Annotated in this window: 19 protein-coding genes and 1 other annotated feature; of the genes, 1 reads left to right on the forward strand and 18 read right to left on the reverse strand. The window is 50.4% G+C overall.

What is annotated here, in order from left to right:
- The first annotated feature begins 13 nt into the window (after positions 1 to 13).
- Positions 14 to 730 carry a TraR/DksA C4-type zinc finger protein gene (locus tag ASF12_RS27560; RefSeq protein ID WP_056041607.1) on the forward strand — a complete coding sequence of 239 codons (717 nt, stop codon included), beginning with the start codon at positions 14 to 16 and terminating at the stop codon, positions 728 to 730.
- A 124-nt stretch (positions 731 to 854) separates the two neighbouring features.
- On the opposite strand, the gene ASF12_RS27565 is transcribed toward ASF12_RS27560, so the two are convergent.
- The 18 genes from ASF12_RS27565 to spoVE form a co-directional block, all read right to left on the reverse strand.
- Positions 855 to 1202, reverse strand: coding sequence for a DUF5665 domain-containing protein (locus ASF12_RS27565; RefSeq protein ID WP_099520895.1), 348 nt, complete (start codon positions 1200 to 1202; stop codon positions 855 to 857).
- 144 nt (positions 1203 to 1346) lie between these two features.
- A complete protein-coding gene (ileS, locus tag ASF12_RS27570; protein WP_056041609.1) occupies positions 1347 to 4436 on the reverse strand; it encodes an isoleucine--tRNA ligase in 3090 nt (1029 codons plus the stop codon).
- A gap of 90 nt (positions 4437 to 4526) precedes the next feature.
- Positions 4527 to 4823, reverse strand: a binding site (T-box leader).
- A gap of 68 nt (positions 4824 to 4891) precedes the next feature.
- Positions 4892 to 5389, reverse strand: a complete 498-nt coding sequence (locus tag ASF12_RS27575) for a DivIVA domain-containing protein (RefSeq protein WP_046230429.1) — start codon at positions 5387 to 5389, stop codon at positions 4892 to 4894.
- 87 nt (positions 5390 to 5476) lie between these two features.
- Positions 5477 to 6265, reverse strand: a complete 789-nt coding sequence (locus tag ASF12_RS27580; protein WP_056041611.1) for a YlmH family RNA-binding protein — start codon at positions 6263 to 6265, stop codon at positions 5477 to 5479.
- A 27-nt stretch (positions 6266 to 6292) separates the two neighbouring features.
- Entirely contained in the window at positions 6293 to 6541 is a 249-nt protein-coding gene (locus tag ASF12_RS27585) for a YggT family protein (RefSeq protein WP_056042062.1), read from the reverse strand.
- Between the two features lie 34 nt (positions 6542 to 6575).
- Entirely contained in the window at positions 6576 to 7031 is a 456-nt protein-coding gene (locus ASF12_RS27590) for a cell division protein SepF (protein ID WP_046230426.1), read from the reverse strand.
- A gap of 3 nt (positions 7032 to 7034) precedes the next feature.
- Complete coding sequence (locus ASF12_RS27595; RefSeq protein WP_056041613.1) at positions 7035 to 7751, reverse strand: YggS family pyridoxal phosphate-dependent enzyme; 717 nt, start codon at positions 7749 to 7751, stop codon at positions 7035 to 7037.
- A 5-nt stretch (positions 7752 to 7756) separates the two neighbouring features.
- Entirely contained in the window at positions 7757 to 8611 is an 855-nt protein-coding gene (gene pgeF / locus ASF12_RS27600) for a peptidoglycan editing factor PgeF (protein ID WP_056041615.1), read from the reverse strand.
- Between the two features lie 33 nt (positions 8612 to 8644).
- Positions 8645 to 8923, reverse strand: a complete 279-nt coding sequence (locus ASF12_RS27605; RefSeq protein WP_046230423.1) for a YlmC/YmxH family sporulation protein — start codon at positions 8921 to 8923, stop codon at positions 8645 to 8647.
- A gap of 273 nt (positions 8924 to 9196) precedes the next feature.
- Positions 9197 to 9979 (reverse strand): RNA polymerase sporulation sigma factor SigG, encoded by a 783-nt coding sequence (gene sigG, locus ASF12_RS27610; RefSeq protein WP_056041617.1) that lies wholly within the window; start codon positions 9977 to 9979, stop codon positions 9197 to 9199.
- Between the two features lie 102 nt (positions 9980 to 10081).
- Entirely contained in the window at positions 10082 to 10804 is a 723-nt protein-coding gene (gene sigE, locus ASF12_RS27615; protein WP_046230421.1) for an RNA polymerase sporulation sigma factor SigE, read from the reverse strand.
- 5 nt (positions 10805 to 10809) lie between these two features.
- Positions 10810 to 11814: a sigma-E processing peptidase SpoIIGA gene (spoIIGA, locus tag ASF12_RS27620; protein WP_235533304.1), complete on the reverse strand. Its 1005-nt coding sequence runs from the start codon at positions 11812 to 11814 to the stop codon at positions 10810 to 10812.
- 356 nt (positions 11815 to 12170) lie between these two features.
- Positions 12171 to 13304 (reverse strand): cell division protein FtsZ, encoded by a 1134-nt coding sequence (gene ftsZ, locus ASF12_RS27625; protein ID WP_056041621.1) that lies wholly within the window; start codon positions 13302 to 13304, stop codon positions 12171 to 12173.
- Positions 13305 to 13320: 16 nt separating this feature from the next.
- Positions 13321 to 14568 carry a cell division protein FtsA gene (gene ftsA / locus ASF12_RS27630; protein WP_056041624.1) on the reverse strand — a complete coding sequence of 416 codons (1248 nt, stop codon included), beginning with the start codon at positions 14566 to 14568 and terminating at the stop codon, positions 13321 to 13323.
- A 454-nt stretch (positions 14569 to 15022) separates the two neighbouring features.
- Positions 15023 to 15772: a cell division protein FtsQ/DivIB gene (locus ASF12_RS27635; protein ID WP_056041626.1), complete on the reverse strand. Its 750-nt coding sequence runs from the start codon at positions 15770 to 15772 to the stop codon at positions 15023 to 15025.
- 84 nt (positions 15773 to 15856) lie between these two features.
- Positions 15857 to 17134: a UDP-N-acetylglucosamine 1-carboxyvinyltransferase gene (gene murA / locus ASF12_RS27640; protein WP_056041628.1), complete on the reverse strand. Its 1278-nt coding sequence runs from the start codon at positions 17132 to 17134 to the stop codon at positions 15857 to 15859.
- Between the two features lie 15 nt (positions 17135 to 17149).
- A complete protein-coding gene (gene murB, locus ASF12_RS27645) occupies positions 17150 to 18055 on the reverse strand; it encodes a UDP-N-acetylmuramate dehydrogenase (RefSeq protein ID WP_056041630.1) in 906 nt (301 codons plus the stop codon).
- A gap of 170 nt (positions 18056 to 18225) precedes the next feature.
- On the reverse strand, positions 18226 to 19323 hold the full coding sequence (gene spoVE, locus ASF12_RS27650; RefSeq protein ID WP_056041632.1) for a stage V sporulation protein E: 1098 nt from the start codon (positions 19321 to 19323) through the stop codon (positions 18226 to 18228).
- Positions 19324 to 19352: the final 29 nt, after the last annotated feature.

The raw sequence follows: 19352 nt of genomic DNA on the forward strand, positions 1-19352 counted from the left end.
GACGGTGCCTGACATGAGGCTGCCTACAATGGAACAGCTAAGCGAGCTGCATGCTCGGTTAATATCGGACAAGCAAGACATTGAACAACGACTTGAGCATAACGGCCACTATGGCCTTGCTACGGGATGGAAATCGAATAACAGCGATCTTTCAACAATCGACAATCACCCAGCGGATTCCGGAACTGATATGTTCGAGCGCAGCAAAGACATTGCCCTGCTGGAGCAGGAGGAGCTGCATTTGTACAGAATTGATGCGGCGCTGGAAGCTTTTCAAAACGGGACCTACGGTTCCTGCATTGTGTGCAAGGAGCCTATTCCTTATGAACGGCTGGAAGCCATTCCAGATTGCTTATATTGCCTGGACCATGCTCCGCGGCAAGATCTGGACGCGCAGCGTCCAATTGAGGAAGAGACGATTCAAATGCCTTACGGCTATTCCAGTGAAAAAGCCTACACGGGCTGGGCCGGCTTCGACGGCGAAGATGCGTGGCAAATTGTCGAGCAATGGGGCAACTCCGACTCCCCGGCCATGTCTGACAACCGCGAAGCAACCGATTATGAGCATATTGGCTCGGCCTCCGAGGAAAATGAAGGTTTTGTAGAGCAGCTTGAAAGCTTCGTTGCCACCGATATTACCGGGCGCCATGTGTCCATTATTCATAATTCACAATATAAGCGTTATATGGAAAGCAATGAAGGCGACCACCATTTGGAGCAGGACCGTTAAATACGTTTCGCTCATAGACAGCAGCTTCCGTTATTTGTTCATAAAAAGGCCCCTGCTCTTATAAGGCCAGCATTATGAATAAATAACGGAGCGTTTGTCTTTGTCAATGTATGTAACCTACTGCCTAATAGTTTTTCCCTTCCAGCTGAATCTGAACGATGCGCACGATATCCGCAATATAGTCGCCGATAATCGGCAAATTGAGCGCCCCTAAAATTTGCAATACATACAAAATCGTCGCTGCAAAAAAAGTAAAGCCAATCGCGATACCGACGCCTCTCGCCAAGCCAGCAAGCACATTGCGCCATATGAGGCTGATTGGCCGATTAAGCAAATCCACATATTCGGCTATTTGCGTACGTTCCATTTCCGCCGCTATCTTGCTCAGCCTGCTATCCAGCTTGCTTAGCGTATGTTCGAGCGACTGCTCTTCCTTCACGGAACGAATCGGCTTACGCTCCAGCTCTTTCATCAGCATCCCTCCCAGGCATAAAATAAGGAAAAAACGAGCATAAGCTATGCTCGTTTTTTATTTGCTCCTTATACTATATCCTTAAACGCCTTTTTCTTATGCTGAATAAAACAAGCTTGGCACAATTTTCTTCGCGCCCTGGCTTTAGCCTTTGATCAAAATGCCAATTTCCTTCTCGCCCAATTGGACCCGCTCGCTGCCTTCCTGCTCTTCATAGGAAACGCTGCTCAGCAGTACATTTTCCTCCAGCACATGGCTGAACGCTTCAAGCGCTGTGCGCAATCCTTCATCGACGCTCAGCACAAGGTCAATGCGCTTCTCGATTGGCAGATCCAGCTTTTTGCGCGTATCTTGAACCGCACGAATCACTTCGCGCACCCAGCCCTCTTGCTCCAGCTCAGGCGTAATATCCGTATTCAAGGCTACGGTAATGCCGCCGCCAGAAGCGGACGCAAAACCGGATTTCGCTTGCTTCTCAACGAGCAGCTCCTCGACAGGAATGAACAGCTCTTCCGCATCCACAGCCATAGCGAGCGCGCCATGCGCTATAACGGCACGCGTTTCGTCGGCCGTTAGCGATTTCAGGTGAGCCTGAATCGGACCAACGTTTTTGCCGTATTTTTTACCAGCCACTTTGAGGTTCAGCTTAAGCGTGAAATCCACAAATCCACTGTCGCTGTTTTGCACGACGATTGATTTGACATTGATTTCATCCTTCACGATTTCCTCATAGCCTGCCACGTCAAACTCACGGTCAAGGGACACGATCAGCTCAGACAGCGGCTGACGCGTCTTGATGCCCGTCTCGTTGCGAACGTTGCGGGCAAGCTCGACGATTTGCTTCGCGCTCTCCATATCCTGCTCTAGCGTTAGGTCAATAGCGGACTCGTCTGCTGTAGGATAGTTTGCGAGATGGACGCTTTCTCCGCCGCCAAGGTTGCCATAGAGGTCTTCCGCAAGAAGCGGGGCATATGGCGCAATGACGCGTGCCAGTGTCAGCAGCACATGACGCAGCGTTTGATAGGCATTGATTTTGTCCTCGGTCAGGCCGCTGCCCCAGAAACGGTCACGGGAACGACGGATGTACCAGTTGCTTAGCTCGTCAACGAAAATTTCAATCGCCTTCGCCGGATTCAGGAAGTCATTTCCGTCAAGGCCTTTCACAGTCGTCTTGATCAGGCTGTTCAGACGCGATACGATCCAGCGATCCAGCTTATTCGCGGAATGACGCTCTTCGTGTGTTTTGTGATCGAAGCCATCGATGGTTGCATACAGCGCATAGAAGGCATGCGTATTGACAATCGTGTCAATGACCTTCGATTTTGCTTCGCCCACGATCGAACGCGAGAAACGTTTGCTGTTCCAAGGTGCGCTATCCGCAAGCAGCGCCCAACGGAAAGCATCCGTGCCGTACTCGTTGATGATTTCCCAAGGATCAATAACATTGCCTTTGGATTTGGACATTTTCTGACCATTTTCATCCAAAATATGGCCGGTCGAAATAACCGCTTTATACGGCGCCTTGCCGTTGTATAACGTCGATACCGCAAGCAGGCTGTAGAACCAGCCGCGCGTCTGATCGATGCCTTCGCAAATCATATCTGCCGGATACTGTTCGGCAAAACGATCGTTATTTTCAAAAGGAACATGATGCTGCGCAAACGGCATGGAGCCGCTGTCGAACCATACATCGATCACTTCTGGCGTACGCGTCATAATTGCGCCTTCGGCAAACGGCGATTTCAGCTTGATTTCATCGACGTAAGGCTTATGCAGCTCAATGTCCTCCGGCACGTCGCCAACCGCACGCTCGCGCAGATCGGCAATGCTGCCAGGCGAATATTGCTTGCCCGTCGCTTCGCAAATCCATACGTTCAGCGGCGTTCCCCAATAGCGGTTGCGGCTGATGTTCCAGTCCACCAAATCCTCAAGGAATTTGCCGAAGCGTCCCTCGCGGATATGGCCTGGGTACCAGTCTACTCCATTGTTGTTAGCGATCAGCTGATCTTTAACGGCCGTCGTCTCAATGAACCAGCTTTCTGTCGCATAATACAAGAGCGGCGATTTACAACGCCAGCAGAACGGATAGCTATGCTCGTAACGCTCCTTCGAGAACAGCAGGCCGCGCTCGCTAAGCATTTTCACAATGTCGACATCGCAATCTTTGACGAAGCGTCCAGCGAGGTCGGTCACTTCATCGACATAACGGCCGGCATTGTTCACGACGTTCAGCATGCTGATGCCGTTTTGGCGTGCCACTCTATAGTCATCCTCACCATGCGCCGGCGCAATGTGTACAATACCTGTACCGCTCGTATCGCTTACGAAATCGCCAGCGATGACTTTATGCGCATTGGAAACGGCAACGTAACGGAATGGCGGCTCGTAGCTTTGGCCAACCAGTTCGGAGCCCTTAAGCGAGGACAGCACTTCGTGCTCCTCTTTAAATACGCTCTCTACCAGGTTTTTAGCGACGATAAACACTTCGCCATTGCTTGCTACACGAACGTATTCGAGCTCCGGATGAACAGCAAGCGCTACGTTTGCCGGCAGCGTCCAAGGCGTAGTCGTCCACGCCAGCACGGATTCGCCAGTGTCCGCAAGCTTAAACTTGACCGTTGCGCTCAAATCTTTAACGTCCTCATACCCTTGAGCAACCTCATGGGAGCTCAGCGTCGTTTGGCAGCACGGGCAATATGGGCTTACGCGGTGACCGCGATACAGCAAGCCCTTGCTATGAATCGTCGAGAGAATATGCCATACACTTTCGATATATTCGTTTTTAAGCGTAATGTACGGGTTGTCAAGATCTGTCCAATAAGCGATGCCCTCGGTCAGCTCGCGCCACTGCTTCTCATATTCAAAGACGCTGTCCTTGCATTTTTTGATAAAAGCTTCTACGCCGTAATTTTCGATCTCCTGCTTGCCGGAAATGCCGAGCTGCTTCTCAACACCAAGCTCTACAGGAAGGCCATGCGTATCCCAGCCCGCTTTGCGAACGACGCGGTAGCCGGACATCGTTTTGTAGCGGCAAATAAAATCTTTAATGACGCGGCCCAGCACGTGGCCGATATGCGGCGCGCCGTTAGCGGTCGGAGGACCTTCATAAAACACGAAATTCGGTTTGCCTTCACGGTTTTCAATCGACTTTTTGAACGTATCGTTATCCGCCCACTGCTTTAATACGCGAAGCTCGCGCGTTCTTGCTTTTTCCTTCACATCTACACGTTGCATCTTCAAATTCCTCCCGACAATTAGAAGCCCTTTATAAGAATGAAACTTATGCAGGCTTATATTTTCAAAAAAATAAAGCCCCGCCCCTGTAGAAGGGACGAGGCTTGCTCGCGTTACCACCCTTGTTCCGTCAATGTCGCTGCATAAGCAGCCTAAAAGACGGCACCTTTGGCGTGAATGCCTTAGCATCCACGGTCCTTGTAACGGAGGACGGACCGTCGGCCCTTACTCCTTCTGCCGTACAGCTACAATAGCTGGTTAGGAAAAGTTTCGGCGCCGCTTCTCGGAGATGATATTCTGTAACTGCTTGAACGTCGTCTTGCAGCAAAGCAACGACTCTCTGGGGATCAAGCCACGATACATACTCGTTCTCGTCAACGAAGTTTCACATCTGAACAATCATTAATCCTATTTATAGCGTATCGTCGCCCCGTTGTCAATTCGTGTTGTGCGGATTAACCTCGGGAAAGCTGCTCCAGCTCAGGATGCTGGCCTGGATCAAGCGTTCTCCAATCGTCCTGGCTCAGCAGTTCCAGCTGCGCTTCCACAAGCGTACGGAACCGTGCACGGAAGATCGATGCCTGCTTCTTCAGCTCCTCAACCTCAACCGATACTTTGCGCGACTTGCTCAGCGAGTCATTAATAATGCGATCCGCATTTTTCTCCGCTTCCTTGATGATCAGCTGCGCTTCCTTCTTCGCATTGTTTCGAACCTCGTCAGCCGCCTCTTGTGCGACGATAATCGTCTTGCTCAGCGTCTCTTCGATGTTCGAGAAGTGGTTCAGCTTCTCCTGCATATTAAGGATCTGGTTCTGCAGCTCCTTATTTTCGCGGATTATCGTTTCATAATCTTTAATGACCTGGTCAAGAAATTCATTGACCTCATCCTCGTCATAGCCGCGCAACCGGCGACCAAATTCCTTATTATGTATGTCCAATGGCGTTAACGGCATCGGCGCACCTCCTCGACTTATTTCCATACCGGAAAACATTTGCTGTGGAAAGGATTCGACAACCGCCAGCAAAATCCTGCAATTGGGCTAAATAAATTTGCCCACCTTCAGCCGAATTCTGCCTTTCTTCGTCACGCCATCCGCCTCCATAACTTTAAATCGGCCCAACCCTTTTATAGATACGACATCGCCTTCGCGCAGCTGCTCGGACGGGTCCTCCACCGTTTTCCAGTTCACCCGGCATCTGCCGGCGCGAATGGGATCTACAATTTTTGTACGGCTGATCCGGTGCACATCGCTTGCAATACCGTCTACCCGCATCGAAGCCACTGTAAAGCTCATTTCCTGCAGCTCTGGCACGACTGGCGACAAGGAAGACAGTGGAATGATTTCGGTCAATACGCTTGCACGGTGCACCTGCCTTAAGTGAACGTTCAAATAATCCGCAATATCTTCCGTCATCATAATGTGAGCGAAAGTTTCATGGACATGAATGTCCCCTACCCGGTCACGCTTGATGCCCAGGCCCAGCAGGGCGCCAAGGTAATCGCCATGATCGAGCTGCTGGCTTGTCCCGCCCGGACCGCTGACCTGTACCTCCAGCACAGCAATTGCGGCAAGCTCCTGATCCAAATCGCGGTAATCCGGCCCAATAATCGCCCGGCAGCGCTCTGCCTCAGGGTAGCCGCCATCAAGCCGCAGCTCCACATCCGGATGGCGATTGACGAGGCTTTGAACGATCTGAGCCTGTCTCGGGTCCAAAAAATCGGTCCGCTTCAGCTCATGCTGCTGTGCGGACCGCTCCACCCATTCCCACGCCCGGTCAACGAATGGCTTCTCGTCCGGGTGGAAATGGTCATATATAGGTAATTTCATTGAAATTCCCTTCCTAACTTTTGAAATCTAGCCCGGCAGTATAAAGCCTACTACCGCAATGAGCCCCATTGCCACAAAACGAAGCGCAAAAATCGCTACGATTGGGGAAATATCAATCATGCCGCCAATCGGTGGAATGAAACGGCGGAAAATGCCTAAGTACGGCTCAACCAGCTTGCCTAAAAATACGCCAATAAAGCTTTCGCGCGCATTGGGCAACCACGACATTAACACATAACCAATAATCATAAAGCTGTAAATACTTTGAAGGTTCATAATGAGCCCTGATACACTACTAAACAATCGGTGGTCACCTCATTTTGGAGTATTCATTGTCCTCTGCCATCATTTCCGTAATCGACCCTTGAATTTCAACCGAATCCGGCGTACATAGGAAAATGTTCGGGCCGAGCTTCGAAATATTGCCACCCAAAGCGTACACTGTACCGCTGAGGAAATCAACAATGCGAAGCGCCAAGTCGGTACGCACACGCTGCAGGTTCACAATGACGGCACGGCGCGAACGCAGATGATCGGCAATATCCTGCGCCTCATCATAGGAGCGCGGCTCGCTTAAGATAACTCGTACATTTTTCTGCGAATGTATGCTTACGATGTTGTTGCCCTTTGTATTTTTACGTGCTTCGAACGGAGAGGTTTCAATTTCATGGTCTGGCTCCTCCGGCTGCGCGCTTCTTTCCCGTTCAATGATCTCTTCTTCCTCCTGCAAACCAAGAAAATTCATAAACTTATTCATAACGCCCATTCGTCATCCCTCTTTTCCAACTAGTATCGTTCCTAATCTAATCCACGTTGCGCCTTCTTCAATCGCGACCTCAAAGTCATTCGACATGCCCATGGAAAGTTCCGTCAGCGGAGCGTTCAAAGCCACTGCCCTATTCATCTTATCCCTCAGCTCCCGCAAAGCGCGGAACACAGGCCGGGTCTGCTCAGCTTCAGCCTCATAAGGCGCCATCGTCATTAAGCCTACCGGCTGTACATACTGAAAGCCTTTAATCGCTTCCAGAAGCTCCGGGAGCTGCTCCGGTTCAAGGCCATGCTTGGAGTCTTCGCCCGATACATTAACCTGAATCATACAGGGCACCTGCACGCCAAGCTGCGCTGCTCGCTTCTCGATTGCCTGTGCAAGCGACAAGCGGTCCAGCGAGTGAATGTATGTAAACTTCCCTATGACATCTTTAACCTTATTCGTCTGCAGCGAACCGATGAAATGCCAGATGGCTTGTCCATCGCCTCCTTCGGCTGTTTCGCCGCTAATCGCTTCCCACTTGGGCAGCGCGTCCTGAAAGCGGTTTTCGCCTAAATGGCGAAGTCCCTCGTCAAACGCCTGAACAGCTGTAGCGAGCGATACATATTTAGTCACCGCAATAACGTTCACATCCTCCGGCTTACGACCGCTTCTCTCGCATGCTGCATCGATCCGGCGCTGTACATTTGCTATCCGCTCTGTTAATGAGCTCTCCAATTTCGTCACCTCTTTGCAATCCCAATCCAGCTGGCCATTCGTCCTGTTTTGCCGCCCTCCATCCGGTGGGAGAAAAACAGATCCTGACGACAGCCAGTACACCACTGTGTTAATTCGATATGGATCGGCATAATTCCTGCTTTTATCATAATCTGACGGTTAATTTCTTTCAAGTCGACCATCGCCTTGCCATTTGGCAGCAGCTTTATCAGCGAATTACGCGCTTCTTCGCCGCTCAGCTCGAAGGATTCGAGCAAAGGAAGCACCTTGCTAATGACCGTTTGGTCGACCTCATAACAGCAGCCGCCAATCGACGGGCCGATAGCGGCACGCACATTGTCCGCTCTAGTGCCATATTGCGCGGCCATCGCCTCAAGCGTCACTTTGGCAATATGCGCAACGGTCCCTTTCCAGCCCGCATGGGCAAGCGCTACCGCCTGATGCTCCGGATCATAAAAATAAAGCGGCACGCAATCGGCATAAAAGGAAGCGAGCAAAATGCCCGGCACATCCGTCATCAGGGCATCGGTATCCGCAATCGCATCGCTGCGGGACTCCCTGCCCCGCCCAGCGTCCTGCTCGGTTACTTTATATACATCAGCGCCATGCACCTGCTCCGCGCAGGTCCACGCCTCGAAGGGAAAGCCGACCGCATCAGCAACCTGCTGGCGGTTGTGAATAACGTCGCGATCTGCATCGCCGACATGGAGCCCCATATTCAGCGTCGCCCAAGGCGCGGCGCTTACACCGCCATCGCGGCCGGTAAACCCGGCTGTCAGCTGATTATTTTCATCCATCCAATTAGACAACAAAAAAAGCGAAGGATTCTTCGCTGAATGATTCCACTTAAAAGCTTCCATTCGGGTCATCACCTCTTTATGCAGTTTACCCTGTTATCCTCTTGCGTGCAAATCCTCTTCCTCCAGGCGCTGCTTCGTTTCATCCATGCGTACGAGCACTACATCCGCCCCAATTTTCACAATGTTGCGCCAAGGAATGACGACCTCGCCGCCTGGCCCGCCAAACAGCCCCATAAAGCGGCTATACTGCGGAATCACGATGGAATCGATGCGTCCCTGCCTCAAATCCAGCTCCAAATCGGTAATATGCCCAAGCTTCTTGCCGTCCACAATATTAATGACATCCTTCGTCTGAAAATCAGATATCTTCATCGTTTGCTCACCACTTTTCCAGCGGGATGAATAACCATTTTTATGACCGGGCATGCTGTACTGCCCTGCTCCGCCTAGCTGTGCACTCTTTTATATCAGTATATGTAAGACGCGCCCAAAATGTCCTCTTTCGCAAAATAACTACTTTTAGCAGCATCCGGCGGGCATAAAGACATTAAAAAGACCGGACATCAATGTCCGGCCTGCTTCCCATAAGGCGAGCTGCGTGAAAGCCAAACCTTCCACGCAGCTCGTCATCTTTGTCTCGAGCGTCTACGTCTTGACATACTTCTGCATTTGCTGGATCGCCGACTTTTCTAGGCGTGATACTTGAGCCTGCGAGATGCCGATTTCATCGGCGACCTCCATTTGCGTCTTGCCTTCGAAAAACCGCATCGACAAAATCATTTTTTCCCGATTATTCAGTTTATGCATCGCTTCGCGGAGCGCGATTTCCTCGATCCACGACACATCTTTGTTTTTGTCATCGCTAATTTGATCCATGACATAAATCGGATCGCCGCCATCATGGTAAATCGGCTCAAACAACGATACCGGGTCCTGAATCGCATCAAGCGCGAACACAACATCTTCCTTTGGAACATTCAGCATTTCGGAAATTTCAAAAATCGTCGGCTCGCGCGAATTTTGATTCGTTAAGCTGTCTCTGGCTTGCAGCGCTTTATAAGCGATATCGCGCAAGCTACGAGATACTCTAATCGGGTTATTGTCGCGCAAATAACGGCGGATTTCCCCGATAATCATCGGGACAGCATAGGTGGAAAATTTGACGTTCTGGCCAAGATCAAAATTATCTATCGCCTTCATAAGTCCAATGCAGCCGACCTGGAATAAGTCGTCTACAAACTCTCCCCTATTGTTAAACCGTTGAATGACACTGAGCACAAGCCTCAAGTTGCCATTAACCAATTTCTCTCTGGCTGCCCACTCATTGCGGGTTTGCAAAGCGGTGAACAGCTCCCGCATTTCAACATTTGTCAGGACAGGCAGTTTTGCGGTATCCACTCCACAGATCTCGACTTTATTTCGTGCCAACGTGATTACCTCCCAAGGAGAAACATTAATGTTCATTATCTCCTCGGACGCCCGAAATATTCCTGCTTCACCCTCCGCTTTGCAAGTCTATGGATTGCCCTTTTATACCATTTTGTTGAACTCCTTGCGCAGCCGCTTAATTATGCGTTTTTCCAAACGCGAAATATAAGATTGAGAGATACCGAGCAGATCGGCAACGTCCTTCTGTGTTTTCTCTTCCCCGTCCGCCAGCCCGAATCGCAGCTCCATAATGATGCGTTCACGCTCCGTCAGCTTGTCGAGCGCCTTATGCAGCAGCTTGCGATCGACCTGCTCCTCAATGTTGCGGTAAATCGTATCGTTTTCCGTTCCGAGCACATCCGACAGCAGCAGCTCATTGCCATCCCAATCAATATTCAGCGGCTCGTCAAAAGAGACCTCGGTGCGCGTTTTATTGTTGCGGCGCAAATACATGAGAATTTCATTTTCGATACAGCGCGATGCATAGGTGGCCAGCTTGATTTTTTTCTCAGGATCAAAGGTGTTGACCGCTTTAATTAAGCCAATGGCGCCAATCGACACCAAATCCTCAATGTGAATGCCTGTATTTTCGAATTTGCGGGCAATGTATACGACAAGCCGCAGGTTGCGCTCAATGAGCATCGCCCGGATAGCCGTATCGCCAGAAGGCAGCTTGCCCAGCAAATATTCTTCTTCTTCCCGAGTCAAGGGAGGCGGCAGCGCCTCGCTTCCACCAATATAATAAATCTCTTCGCTTTTTAGTCCGAATAAAAATAAAGTCCGATAATAATATAACTGCAGAACCAATTTCCACTTGACGAGCATCCGGCCTATCCCTCCCCGATAATCGTAGTTTTTTCAGTCTCCTGTTTCACATCCGCTTGCGGGGTCTGCACAAGTGCCGGATGAATGATCGCCTGATACGAGCTGTCTGCTGTCAGCTTGCCGCCATCGAGCCCAATCAACACTTTTTTCGCTACATAGCTGCAGCCATCCCGCTCAATTCGGACAAAATCCGGCTTTAGCGCCAGCATAAATTGCGAGCCGCGGTTGACGCCGCGGTAAGGAATGAGGCGCAATCGATGCTGCCAAATAAACACTTCTTCGCCCATGCCTGCTACCAGACGATCCACCTCGGCCTCGCGAATGCTTTGCAGCCATGAAGGTGGCAATTCATTTTGCCAAAGAGCGGCTTCAACGACCATTACCGGAGTTCGTGACAGCGGATCATAGAGCTGATTGCCCGTATCAATCAATCCGATGCAGCGAAATTCCTGATTTTCAATATGAATAATTACATCGGCAAGATGAGTTTGCACCAACTCCCTTTCACGACGCTGCGTCAACACGGTGCGGTATATATACAGCCCGATACAAAACGCTGCAAATAAATAAATAAGGCTCATTTTCAGTTCAACATGCATGCTTCCATCGACAAAGGCAATCGTTCTCCATACTTCTCCCGAGCCCTGCATCAGCAAATAATAAATGCCGATGATCGCTCCTGCCGCCACAAAATTAACGGCATAAAAGGCTGCCGTCGTGCGAAGAAAATGCTGAATCGACCCATAACCAAAAGCAATCCACAGCATCAGCATCGAGATGCCCAGCTTGACTACTAAGGTAAACAGGACGGATAGCATCGGAAACAGCATAAGCACGACGTAGCTGGCTCCTACACTTGCAGCGGCGAGCACCCGCCATGGCTTGGCACGAATGTTCCTCGCCCATGCTGTCGTCAGCAGCAGCCCACCGTCGACCAGCAGCTCCCGCACAAACATGACATCGACATATACAGCCACAATCGTCACCTTCCCGCGAATTCCGTCCGCCAAGCTTGCTTCATAGCGCCGGTGAGAACGATTGAGACTAGTATATTAAAATCCTATTTCAAAGTCTGTCTAATCATGACGGGGTGAGCCATCTTTTTTTGTCGAGCGAGCAAATAAAAAACGGCAGGACAAGCGGTCGTTTGACAGCGGCAAAAGTGTTTTTGCCTAGCTCCTGCTAGGGCATAAGGTGAAACGGCTGTCGCCGTCCTCTGGCGGCACGGCGCGTTTCAGTCCGAGAAATATAGGAAAGGCTGGAAAATCATATCCTTTCCTATATTTTAGGAAACGCAAAAAAAGCCCGCTCTCCCCCAAAAAAATATGGGGAAAAGCGGACTTTCTTGTAGGCGATAAACCGCCTGCTAGCGATCGCTGCGTGGACGGTTGCGCAAAAAGGCTGGAATCTCAAGCTGATCGCTCGAGGTGCTTGCGCCAAAAGGCTTGACAGACGATGTCGAAGCAGGCGTGGAGGTCGGACTTGCCGGCTGGCGAGTCTCTGATTCTCCTTGCTGCTGCGGCGAGCGTCTAGCAGCCGGAGCACCCTTGTGCTCAAATCCAGTCGCAATGACGGTAACTTTGATTTCATCCTTCAAATTATCGTCAATGATGGCACCAAATATCATATTCACTTCCGGATCGGAGGCGGAAATAACAATTTCAGCTGCTTCATTAACTTCATACAAGCTCAAGTTGCTGCCGCCTGTAATGTTCATAATAACGCCGCGCGCGCCATCAATGGACGTTTCCAGCAGCGGGCTCATAATCGCTTTTTTCGCTGCTTCTGCTGCACGGTTCTCACCGCTGGCTTCGCCGATTCCCATCAGTGCAGAGCCGCGCTCTGTCATAATCGTCTTAACGTCTGCGAAGTCAAGGTTGATAAGACCAGGTACTTGGATCAAATCGGAAATACCTTGCACCGCTTGACGAAGCACGTTATCCGCTTCACGGAACGCTTCCAGCATAGGCGTCTTCTTGTCGACAATCTCGAGTAGACGGTCATTTGGGATAACGATCAGCGTATCTACTTTCTCTTTAAGCGCTTCTATGCCCATTTCCGCTTGTGCGGCACGCTTGCGGCCTTCGAAGGTGAATGGACGGGTTACAACGCCTACTGTCAGCGCTCCGCATTCTCTTGCAATTTCGGCAATAACAGGCGCAGCGCCTGTTCCTGTGCCGCCGCCCATACCAGCGGTAACGAATACCATGTCCGAGCCTTTCAACTGGTTGAGTGCGAGATCACGGGATTCCTCAGCCGCTTTCTTCCCCACTTCCGGGTTAGCGCCCGCGCCAAGTCCGCGTGTCAGCTTATCGCCGATTTGCAGCTTGTGCTCGGATTTCGCCAAATGCAGCGCCTGAGCATCTGTATTGACTGTAATAAAGTCAACACCTTTTACCCCATTTTCAATCATTCGGTTAACCGCATTGCTGCCGCCGCCGCCGACGCCGATTACTTTTATTTGAGCGAGCTGCTCCAATTCCATGTCGAATTCCAACATCATCAATTTCCCCCGATCAAATAAATTCGTTAAACATATTTTTTATCCGTTCGAACATACCGGGTTTGGATGAAGCGGTGGAACCCGTTTTGCGGCTGCTTGCGGCTTTTTTCACTGTGCTGGTTGTTCCGCGCACTCCCATATATTTCGATACGTATTGAATCATTCCCACACCGCTGCTGTAAGCGGGGTCGCGCACGCCGATATAATCCGGAAGTGCCACGCGCACGGTGGATTCAAGCTCTGCTTGAGCAAGCGCCAATGTGCCCGGCATTGTCACTGCTCCTCCAGTCAGCACATAGCTGCTGACCTTGTCATGATAACCAAGACGACGAACCTCTTGCTTGATCAGGCTGAAAATCTCCTGCATCCGAGGCTCGATAATGCTCGCCAAATCGACTTGAGAAAATTCCTTCTCAACATTGCTTCCCATACGGAGAACTTTGAACTTCACATCTTCCGCAGCATCGCCAATGTAGGAACAGCCGTATTTCAGCTTGATTTTCTCCGCTTGATCACTTTGGGTACGCAAGCCGTAAGCGATATCGTTCGTTACGTACTCTCCGCCGATAGGAAGCGTAGAAGTCGCCGCAAGTCCGCCCTGCTCGAAAATCGTAATCGTGCAGGAGCCTGCTCCGATATCCGCTAGTACAGTACCCATCGTTTTCTCGTCTTTCGTCAGCGATATGACGCCGGATGCCAATGACATCAAGATGACGCCGGAAATGCGGAGTCCTGCTTTCTCCACACAGCGCATCAAATTATGTATCGCTGTCTTAGCACCTGTTACAATGGTGGCTTCCACTTCCAGACGCACGCCGATCATCCCCCGAGGATCGGATATGCCTTCCAGTCCGTCTACCAAATATTGCTTCGGCACTAAATTAATAATCTCGCGTTCAGGCGGCAAAGCTACTACTTTCGCAGCTTGCACAACTCTTTCAATATCTTCCTCGCCAATTTCACGGTCCTCATTGGATACGGCAACGACGCCATGATTGGTTTGCAAAGCAATATGGTTGCCTTGAATCCCTACATAGACGTCTGATATTTGAATACCTACCATTCGTTCCGCATGCTCAATTGCATTACGAATCGACTGAACGGTCTGGTCGATATCTACAATAGCTCCTTTGCGAATACCCTCTGAGTCGGCAGATCCAACTCCAATAATATTAATGGCTCCGTTATTCACTTCGCCAATAATAGCACGAACTTTGGATGTACCGATGTCTAAACTGACGATGATGTCGTTGCTGCTCAACCCGCGGCACCTCCGTTTCAACTTATAAATTATACAGCTTGTATCAGTTTAATCACAAAACGCCTTTTTACATATTCAACGCAGTTAATAGTATCCCTCTTTTTAAGGGCACTATTTTTCTAACTCTATATGAATTTTAATTTCATCAAGGTGAAACGGCTGTCGCCATCCTTTGGCGGCGCGGCGCGTTTTCATTCCGAGAAATATAGAGAAAGGATGACGAAATCACATACTTTCCTATATTTCAAGGTGAAACGGCTTTCGCCATCCTTTGGCGGCGCGGCGCGTTTCATTCCGGGAAATATAGAGAAAGGATGGGAAGATCATATCCTTTCCTATATTTTAAAAAATACTCATATGGTGTTTAAGCGCCATGCACGTCGTTTTGCTTTCTTTTTTAAAAGTCCACCTATAAAATTTTATCACTGTTTTCTTAAATTGAGTAGTCTGTTTTTCAACTGCCCTCTTCATTTTCTGGATCTGTCTTAATAAAGGAATCATACGTATCGGCAAGCAGCAGGGTTATTTTTCCAGGCTCCTGCGTTTCAATGACCGCATTCATCGTTTCGATTTTCTCGCTCAGCAATGAAATAGCCGTTACTACCTCGAATTTCGTGCGCGTGTAAATTTTGATGCGGTCAGGATACGCCTTCGATGGATATGGCATAATTTCGGATAAATCAGACAGCTGCTTCGCCGGAATTTTGCCAAGCTGCTCCGCTAGCTCTACGCGATAATCATCCCCCTGCTTCCAGCCAGACAATACAGGCTTATTGACCAATAGCTCCTCATTAGCAGCTGGAAGCTCTGATCCGTTCGCAAGCAATGCTGTCAAATTGCCATCGCTTAACAGCTCAAAGGCGACTACCGGATATTCCTCTACCGTAATCGTTACCTTCCCAGGGAAAGCTTTGTCCACGGTAACGTTGTTAATAGTCGGAATCGCTTTAACCGCTTGCTCAATCGTTGCTGACGTTGTGCCGAAAAAAGCGTCACCCACCGATATGGCAGCAGCCTGTCCAATTTCTGCAGTCGTCGTATAGGCTGTGCCCTCAATACGAATCTCCGAAATTTTGCTAATAGAAGAATTAAAAAATAGCACGGACAGCACAATGACAAACAGCAGCACAAGCACGCTAAGCAGCTTGCGATTGCCTTTTCGTTTGCCAACCGGTTTTTTTAGCACTGGCATCGGCGCGCTCATAACTTGTCCCTTCTTTCCCCAAAAACATCCGGTTCCCAAATAGCAGGAGCCGGGAGTTTCTATTCAGGCGCTTGTTCGCATACACTAGTTATTAGGAACATGAGGAACAGGAGAATTGCGAGAAATCCTTGCTCCCAGTTTGCTTAACATCGTTTCAATGCGATCATAGCCCCGATCAATATGATGAATTTGCTCCACTACCGTCTTTCCTTGCGCAGCGAGGCCAGCGATTACAAGCGCTGCTCCTGCCCGCAAATCCGTTGCTTCCACCGTCGCTCCATAAAGACGCGGAACGCCCCGGATAAAAGCCGCATTCATATCAACCCGTATATCCGCACCCATTCGCGATAGTTCGTCAACATGCCTCAGCCTGCCTTCGAAAATCGTCTCCTTCATAATGCTCGTTCCGTCTGCAAGCGCCAGCAGCACCATCACTTGAGATTGCAGGTCGGTTGGAAAAGCAGGGTATGGAGAAGTAACAATTCGTTCAATGGCTTTGGGGCGGGATGCACAGCTGACTTTTATTATATCATCGTGGATAGTGATTTGAATACCTGACCTGCGAAGCACGTGTATTAAGGAAGACAAGTGGGAGGGGCATGTATTCAGAAGAGTAATTTGACCGCGCGTCGCAGCCGCGGCAACCATTAAGGTGCCGGTTACAATTCGATCAGGAATGACCTTGTACGTACAAGGAGAAAGCGACTTCACGCCATTGATCGTAATCGTATCCGTACCCGCCCCGATCATCTCGGCGCCCATCGCATTGAGAAACCGCTGCAAATCTTGAATTTCCGGCTCGCGAGCAGCATTCGTAATCATCGTTCGCCCTTCAGCAAGCACAGCAGCCATCATAATATTTTCCGTCGCTCCGACACTAGGGAAGCTTAGATGGATATCTGCTCCTTTGAGACGGTCTGCCCGGCAAATAATGCGATTGCCCACTTCTTCAATTTCGGCCCCGAGCACCCGAAGTCCCTCCAGATGCAAATCAATTTTGCGCTGCCCAATAGCGCAGCCGCCAGGCTGATACACCTGCACTTCACCAAATCTCGCAAGAAGCGGCCCCATTAGAAAGATGGACGAGCGCATCTGCCCCATTAACTTTTCCGGCACATGGGCTAGGTGCATGCTTTCCGTATTCAGCTGTACCGTATCGCCCTCATGCTCCGCATGGCATCCGAGTTCCCGCAGTATGCTGAGCATGACGTCGATATCCAGCAGCTTCGGCACATGTTCCAGCGTCGTTTCGCCTTCGGTCAACAAGCTGGCTGCCAATATTGGCAAAGCGGCATTTTTCGCTCCTTGGATAACAATGGTTCCTGAGAGTGGTTTCCCGCCTTCAATCACCAATTTGTCCAATGTCTCACCTCCGAATTACCGCTCACCCACCACCAGCACTTCCGGCACCAAGCTGATCCCAAATCGATCTACAATGACGCCTTGAATATGAGCCATGAGGGTAAGCACATCTTCAGCTGTCGCTTGCCCGGTGTTGACGATAAAATTGGCATGCAGCACGGATACTTCAGCCGCACCTACACGGAAGCCTTTAAGCCCCGCCTCCTCGATCAATCTGGCAGCATAATCGCCTGGCGGATTGCGGAAGACGCTGCCCGCACATGCCAGCTGCAGCGGTTGCGTGCGCAGCCGCCTTTCCTTGTAAGAGGCCAGCGTTGCAGCAATTTCCTGACGATCTCCAGGCGTAAGCTCGAAGGTCGCTGAAAGCACGAGCCCTTTGCGCTCATGGAGCACGGAGTGTCGGTAAGAAAATTGCATATCCTCGGGTCCATAGGTTACCAATTCACCATTTTCCAGCACAATTTCAGCTGATTTGAAAATACGCGACACATCCGATCCATGCGCACCGGCATTCATATAGACGGCCCCGCCTACCGTTCCCGGAATGCCCCCGGCAAATTCCAAGCCCGTCAGTCCTTCCTTGCTGGACATCACAGACAGTTTAATGAAGGAATAAGCCGCTCCGGCATGAACGGTGTTCCCGTCGAAGCGCACATAATCCAGTCCACCTCGAGGCTTAATGACAACGCCGCGAATGCCTTTGTCGCTCACCAGCATATTGGAGCCGCGTCCCAAATGGGTCCAAGGTATGCCGTTTTCATGAAGCAGCCGGACAGCTGACATTATTTGCTCCTGTCCATCCGGTATAATAAGAATATCGGCAGGACCGCCTATTTTCCAAGTAGTATGATTTTCCAGCCGTTCATTAATGAATACTTTACCAATTTTTGCATTCTCCAACAGCTCAGCTACATGTTCCATGCTGTCTAACCTCCTTCTGCTTCAAGGTGAAGAACAGGCTCACTCGGCGATGGTCACGATTTATAAGAGTATCCTATGCCTCATGCCCGGGTAGTGTTACAAATGCCTATAGCGCCAACTGCAAAGCCCGCTTATTGTGCGAAGCAAGCTTCGCTAGCCTAGTTGTTCCTTCACCTTGAATAACGTGAAATATTAAGTAAAATGCCCAGCGATGTGAGCAGAAGCGTAAGCGATGAACCGCCATAGCTGACAAGCGGCAGCGTAATGCCCGTTACAGGCATCATGCCGATAACGACACCGATGTTGATAAGCACCTGAACGCCGATAATGCTCGTGATGCCAACTGCGAGCAAGCTGCCGAACGTATCAGGCGCGTAAATCGCCGTTCGAATGCCGCGCCAAACCACAATCATAAACAGCACAATAAGTGCCGACCCTCCGATGAAGCCAAGCTCCTCTGCAACGATGGAGAAAATAAAGTCCGTTTGCGGCTCCGGCAAATAGCTGAACTTCTGCCTGCTCATGCCTAGACCAAGCCCGACTAGCCCTCCTGGTCCAATCGCATATAGCGATTGAATAATTTGATAGCCTGAGCCAAGCGGATCAGCCCACGGATCAAGGAAGCCCGAGATGCGCTGCAGCCGGTAGGGAGCGGCCAGTATAAGGCCGACAAGCCCTGCCATGCCTGCTAGCGCGAGCAAGCTCAAATGCTTGAGCTGGGCGCCCGCGGTAAAGATCAACAGCAGCGATGCCGCGACCATGACCGCACCGGAGCCCAGATCAGGCTGCAGCATAATAAGGCCGAAGGCGAGCAGCGCCATCCCGAGCGGAGGCAGCAGCCCCTTGACGAACAGAGTAATCGTCTGCTGCTTCTCGGAAAGCCATTTTGCCAAAAATAAAATCATGGCCAGCTTCATGAATTCGGAAGGCTGAATGCCGAACGAGCTAATGCCGATCCAGCTTCGCGCACCGCCGCGCACGACGCCCACGCCTGGGATCAGTACGATGATAAGCAGAACAAAGCAGATGATCAAGGCGATTTTTGCCCATTTGCGCCATACGAGATAATTCATATTCATCGTGAAGATGAGCGCACAGACGCCGAGACCGGCAAACAGCAGCTGGCGCTTGACGTAATAATAGCGGTCTCCGAATTCATGAAAAGCGAGCACTGCGCTCGCGCTGTATACCATAATGATTCCGATAGCCAGAATGAGCGCAATAGAGACGATCATCCATACGTCCGGGGCAGACCTGGCTTTGGCCATAGCGTACACCTCTTTGCATGTAAAAGTAG

This window comes from Paenibacillus sp. Leaf72 (assembly GCF_001422685.1).
Taxonomy (GTDB): domain Bacteria; phylum Bacillota; class Bacilli; order Paenibacillales; family Paenibacillaceae; genus Pristimantibacillus.

Excerpts from the sequence above, each read along its gene's own strand:
- ASF12_RS27560 (WP_056041607.1), top strand. The coding sequence starts at position 14 with ATGAGGCTGCCTACAATGGAACAGCTAAGCGAGCTGCATGCTCGGTTA.
- ASF12_RS27565 (WP_099520895.1), bottom strand. The coding sequence starts at position 1,202 with ATGAAAGAGCTGGAGCGTAAGCCGATTCGTTCCGTGAAGGAAGAGCAG.
- ileS (WP_056041609.1), bottom strand. The coding sequence starts at position 4,436 with ATGCAACGTGTAGATGTGAAGGAAAAAGCAAGAACGCGCGAGCTTCGC.
- ASF12_RS27575 (WP_046230429.1), bottom strand. The coding sequence starts at position 5,389 with ATGCCGTTAACGCCATTGGACATACATAATAAGGAATTTGGTCGCCGG.
- ASF12_RS27580 (WP_056041611.1), bottom strand. The coding sequence starts at position 6,265 with ATGAAATTACCTATATATGACCATTTCCACCCGGACGAGAAGCCATTC.
- ASF12_RS27585 (WP_056042062.1), bottom strand. The coding sequence starts at position 6,541 with ATGAACCTTCAAAGTATTTACAGCTTTATGATTATTGGTTATGTGTTA.
- ASF12_RS27590 (WP_046230426.1), bottom strand. The coding sequence starts at position 7,031 with ATGGGCGTTATGAATAAGTTTATGAATTTTCTTGGTTTGCAGGAGGAA.
- pgeF (WP_056041615.1), bottom strand. The coding sequence starts at position 8,611 with ATGGAAGCTTTTAAGTGGAATCATTCAGCGAAGAATCCTTCGCTTTTT.
- ASF12_RS27605 (WP_046230423.1), bottom strand. The coding sequence starts at position 8,923 with ATGAAGATATCTGATTTTCAGACGAAGGATGTCATTAATATTGTGGAC.
- sigE (WP_046230421.1), bottom strand. The coding sequence starts at position 10,804 with ATGCTCGTCAAGTGGAAATTGGTTCTGCAGTTATATTATTATCGGACT.
- ftsZ (WP_056041621.1), bottom strand. The coding sequence starts at position 13,304 with ATGTTGGAATTCGACATGGAATTGGAGCAGCTCGCTCAAATAAAAGTA.
- ASF12_RS27635 (WP_056041626.1), bottom strand. The coding sequence starts at position 15,772 with ATGAGCGCGCCGATGCCAGTGCTAAAAAAACCGGTTGGCAAACGAAAA.
- murB (WP_056041630.1), bottom strand. The coding sequence starts at position 18,055 with ATGGAACATGTAGCTGAGCTGTTGGAGAATGCAAAAATTGGTAAAGTA.
- spoVE (WP_056041632.1), bottom strand. The coding sequence starts at position 19,323 with ATGGCCAAAGCCAGGTCTGCCCCGGACGTATGGATGATCGTCTCTATT.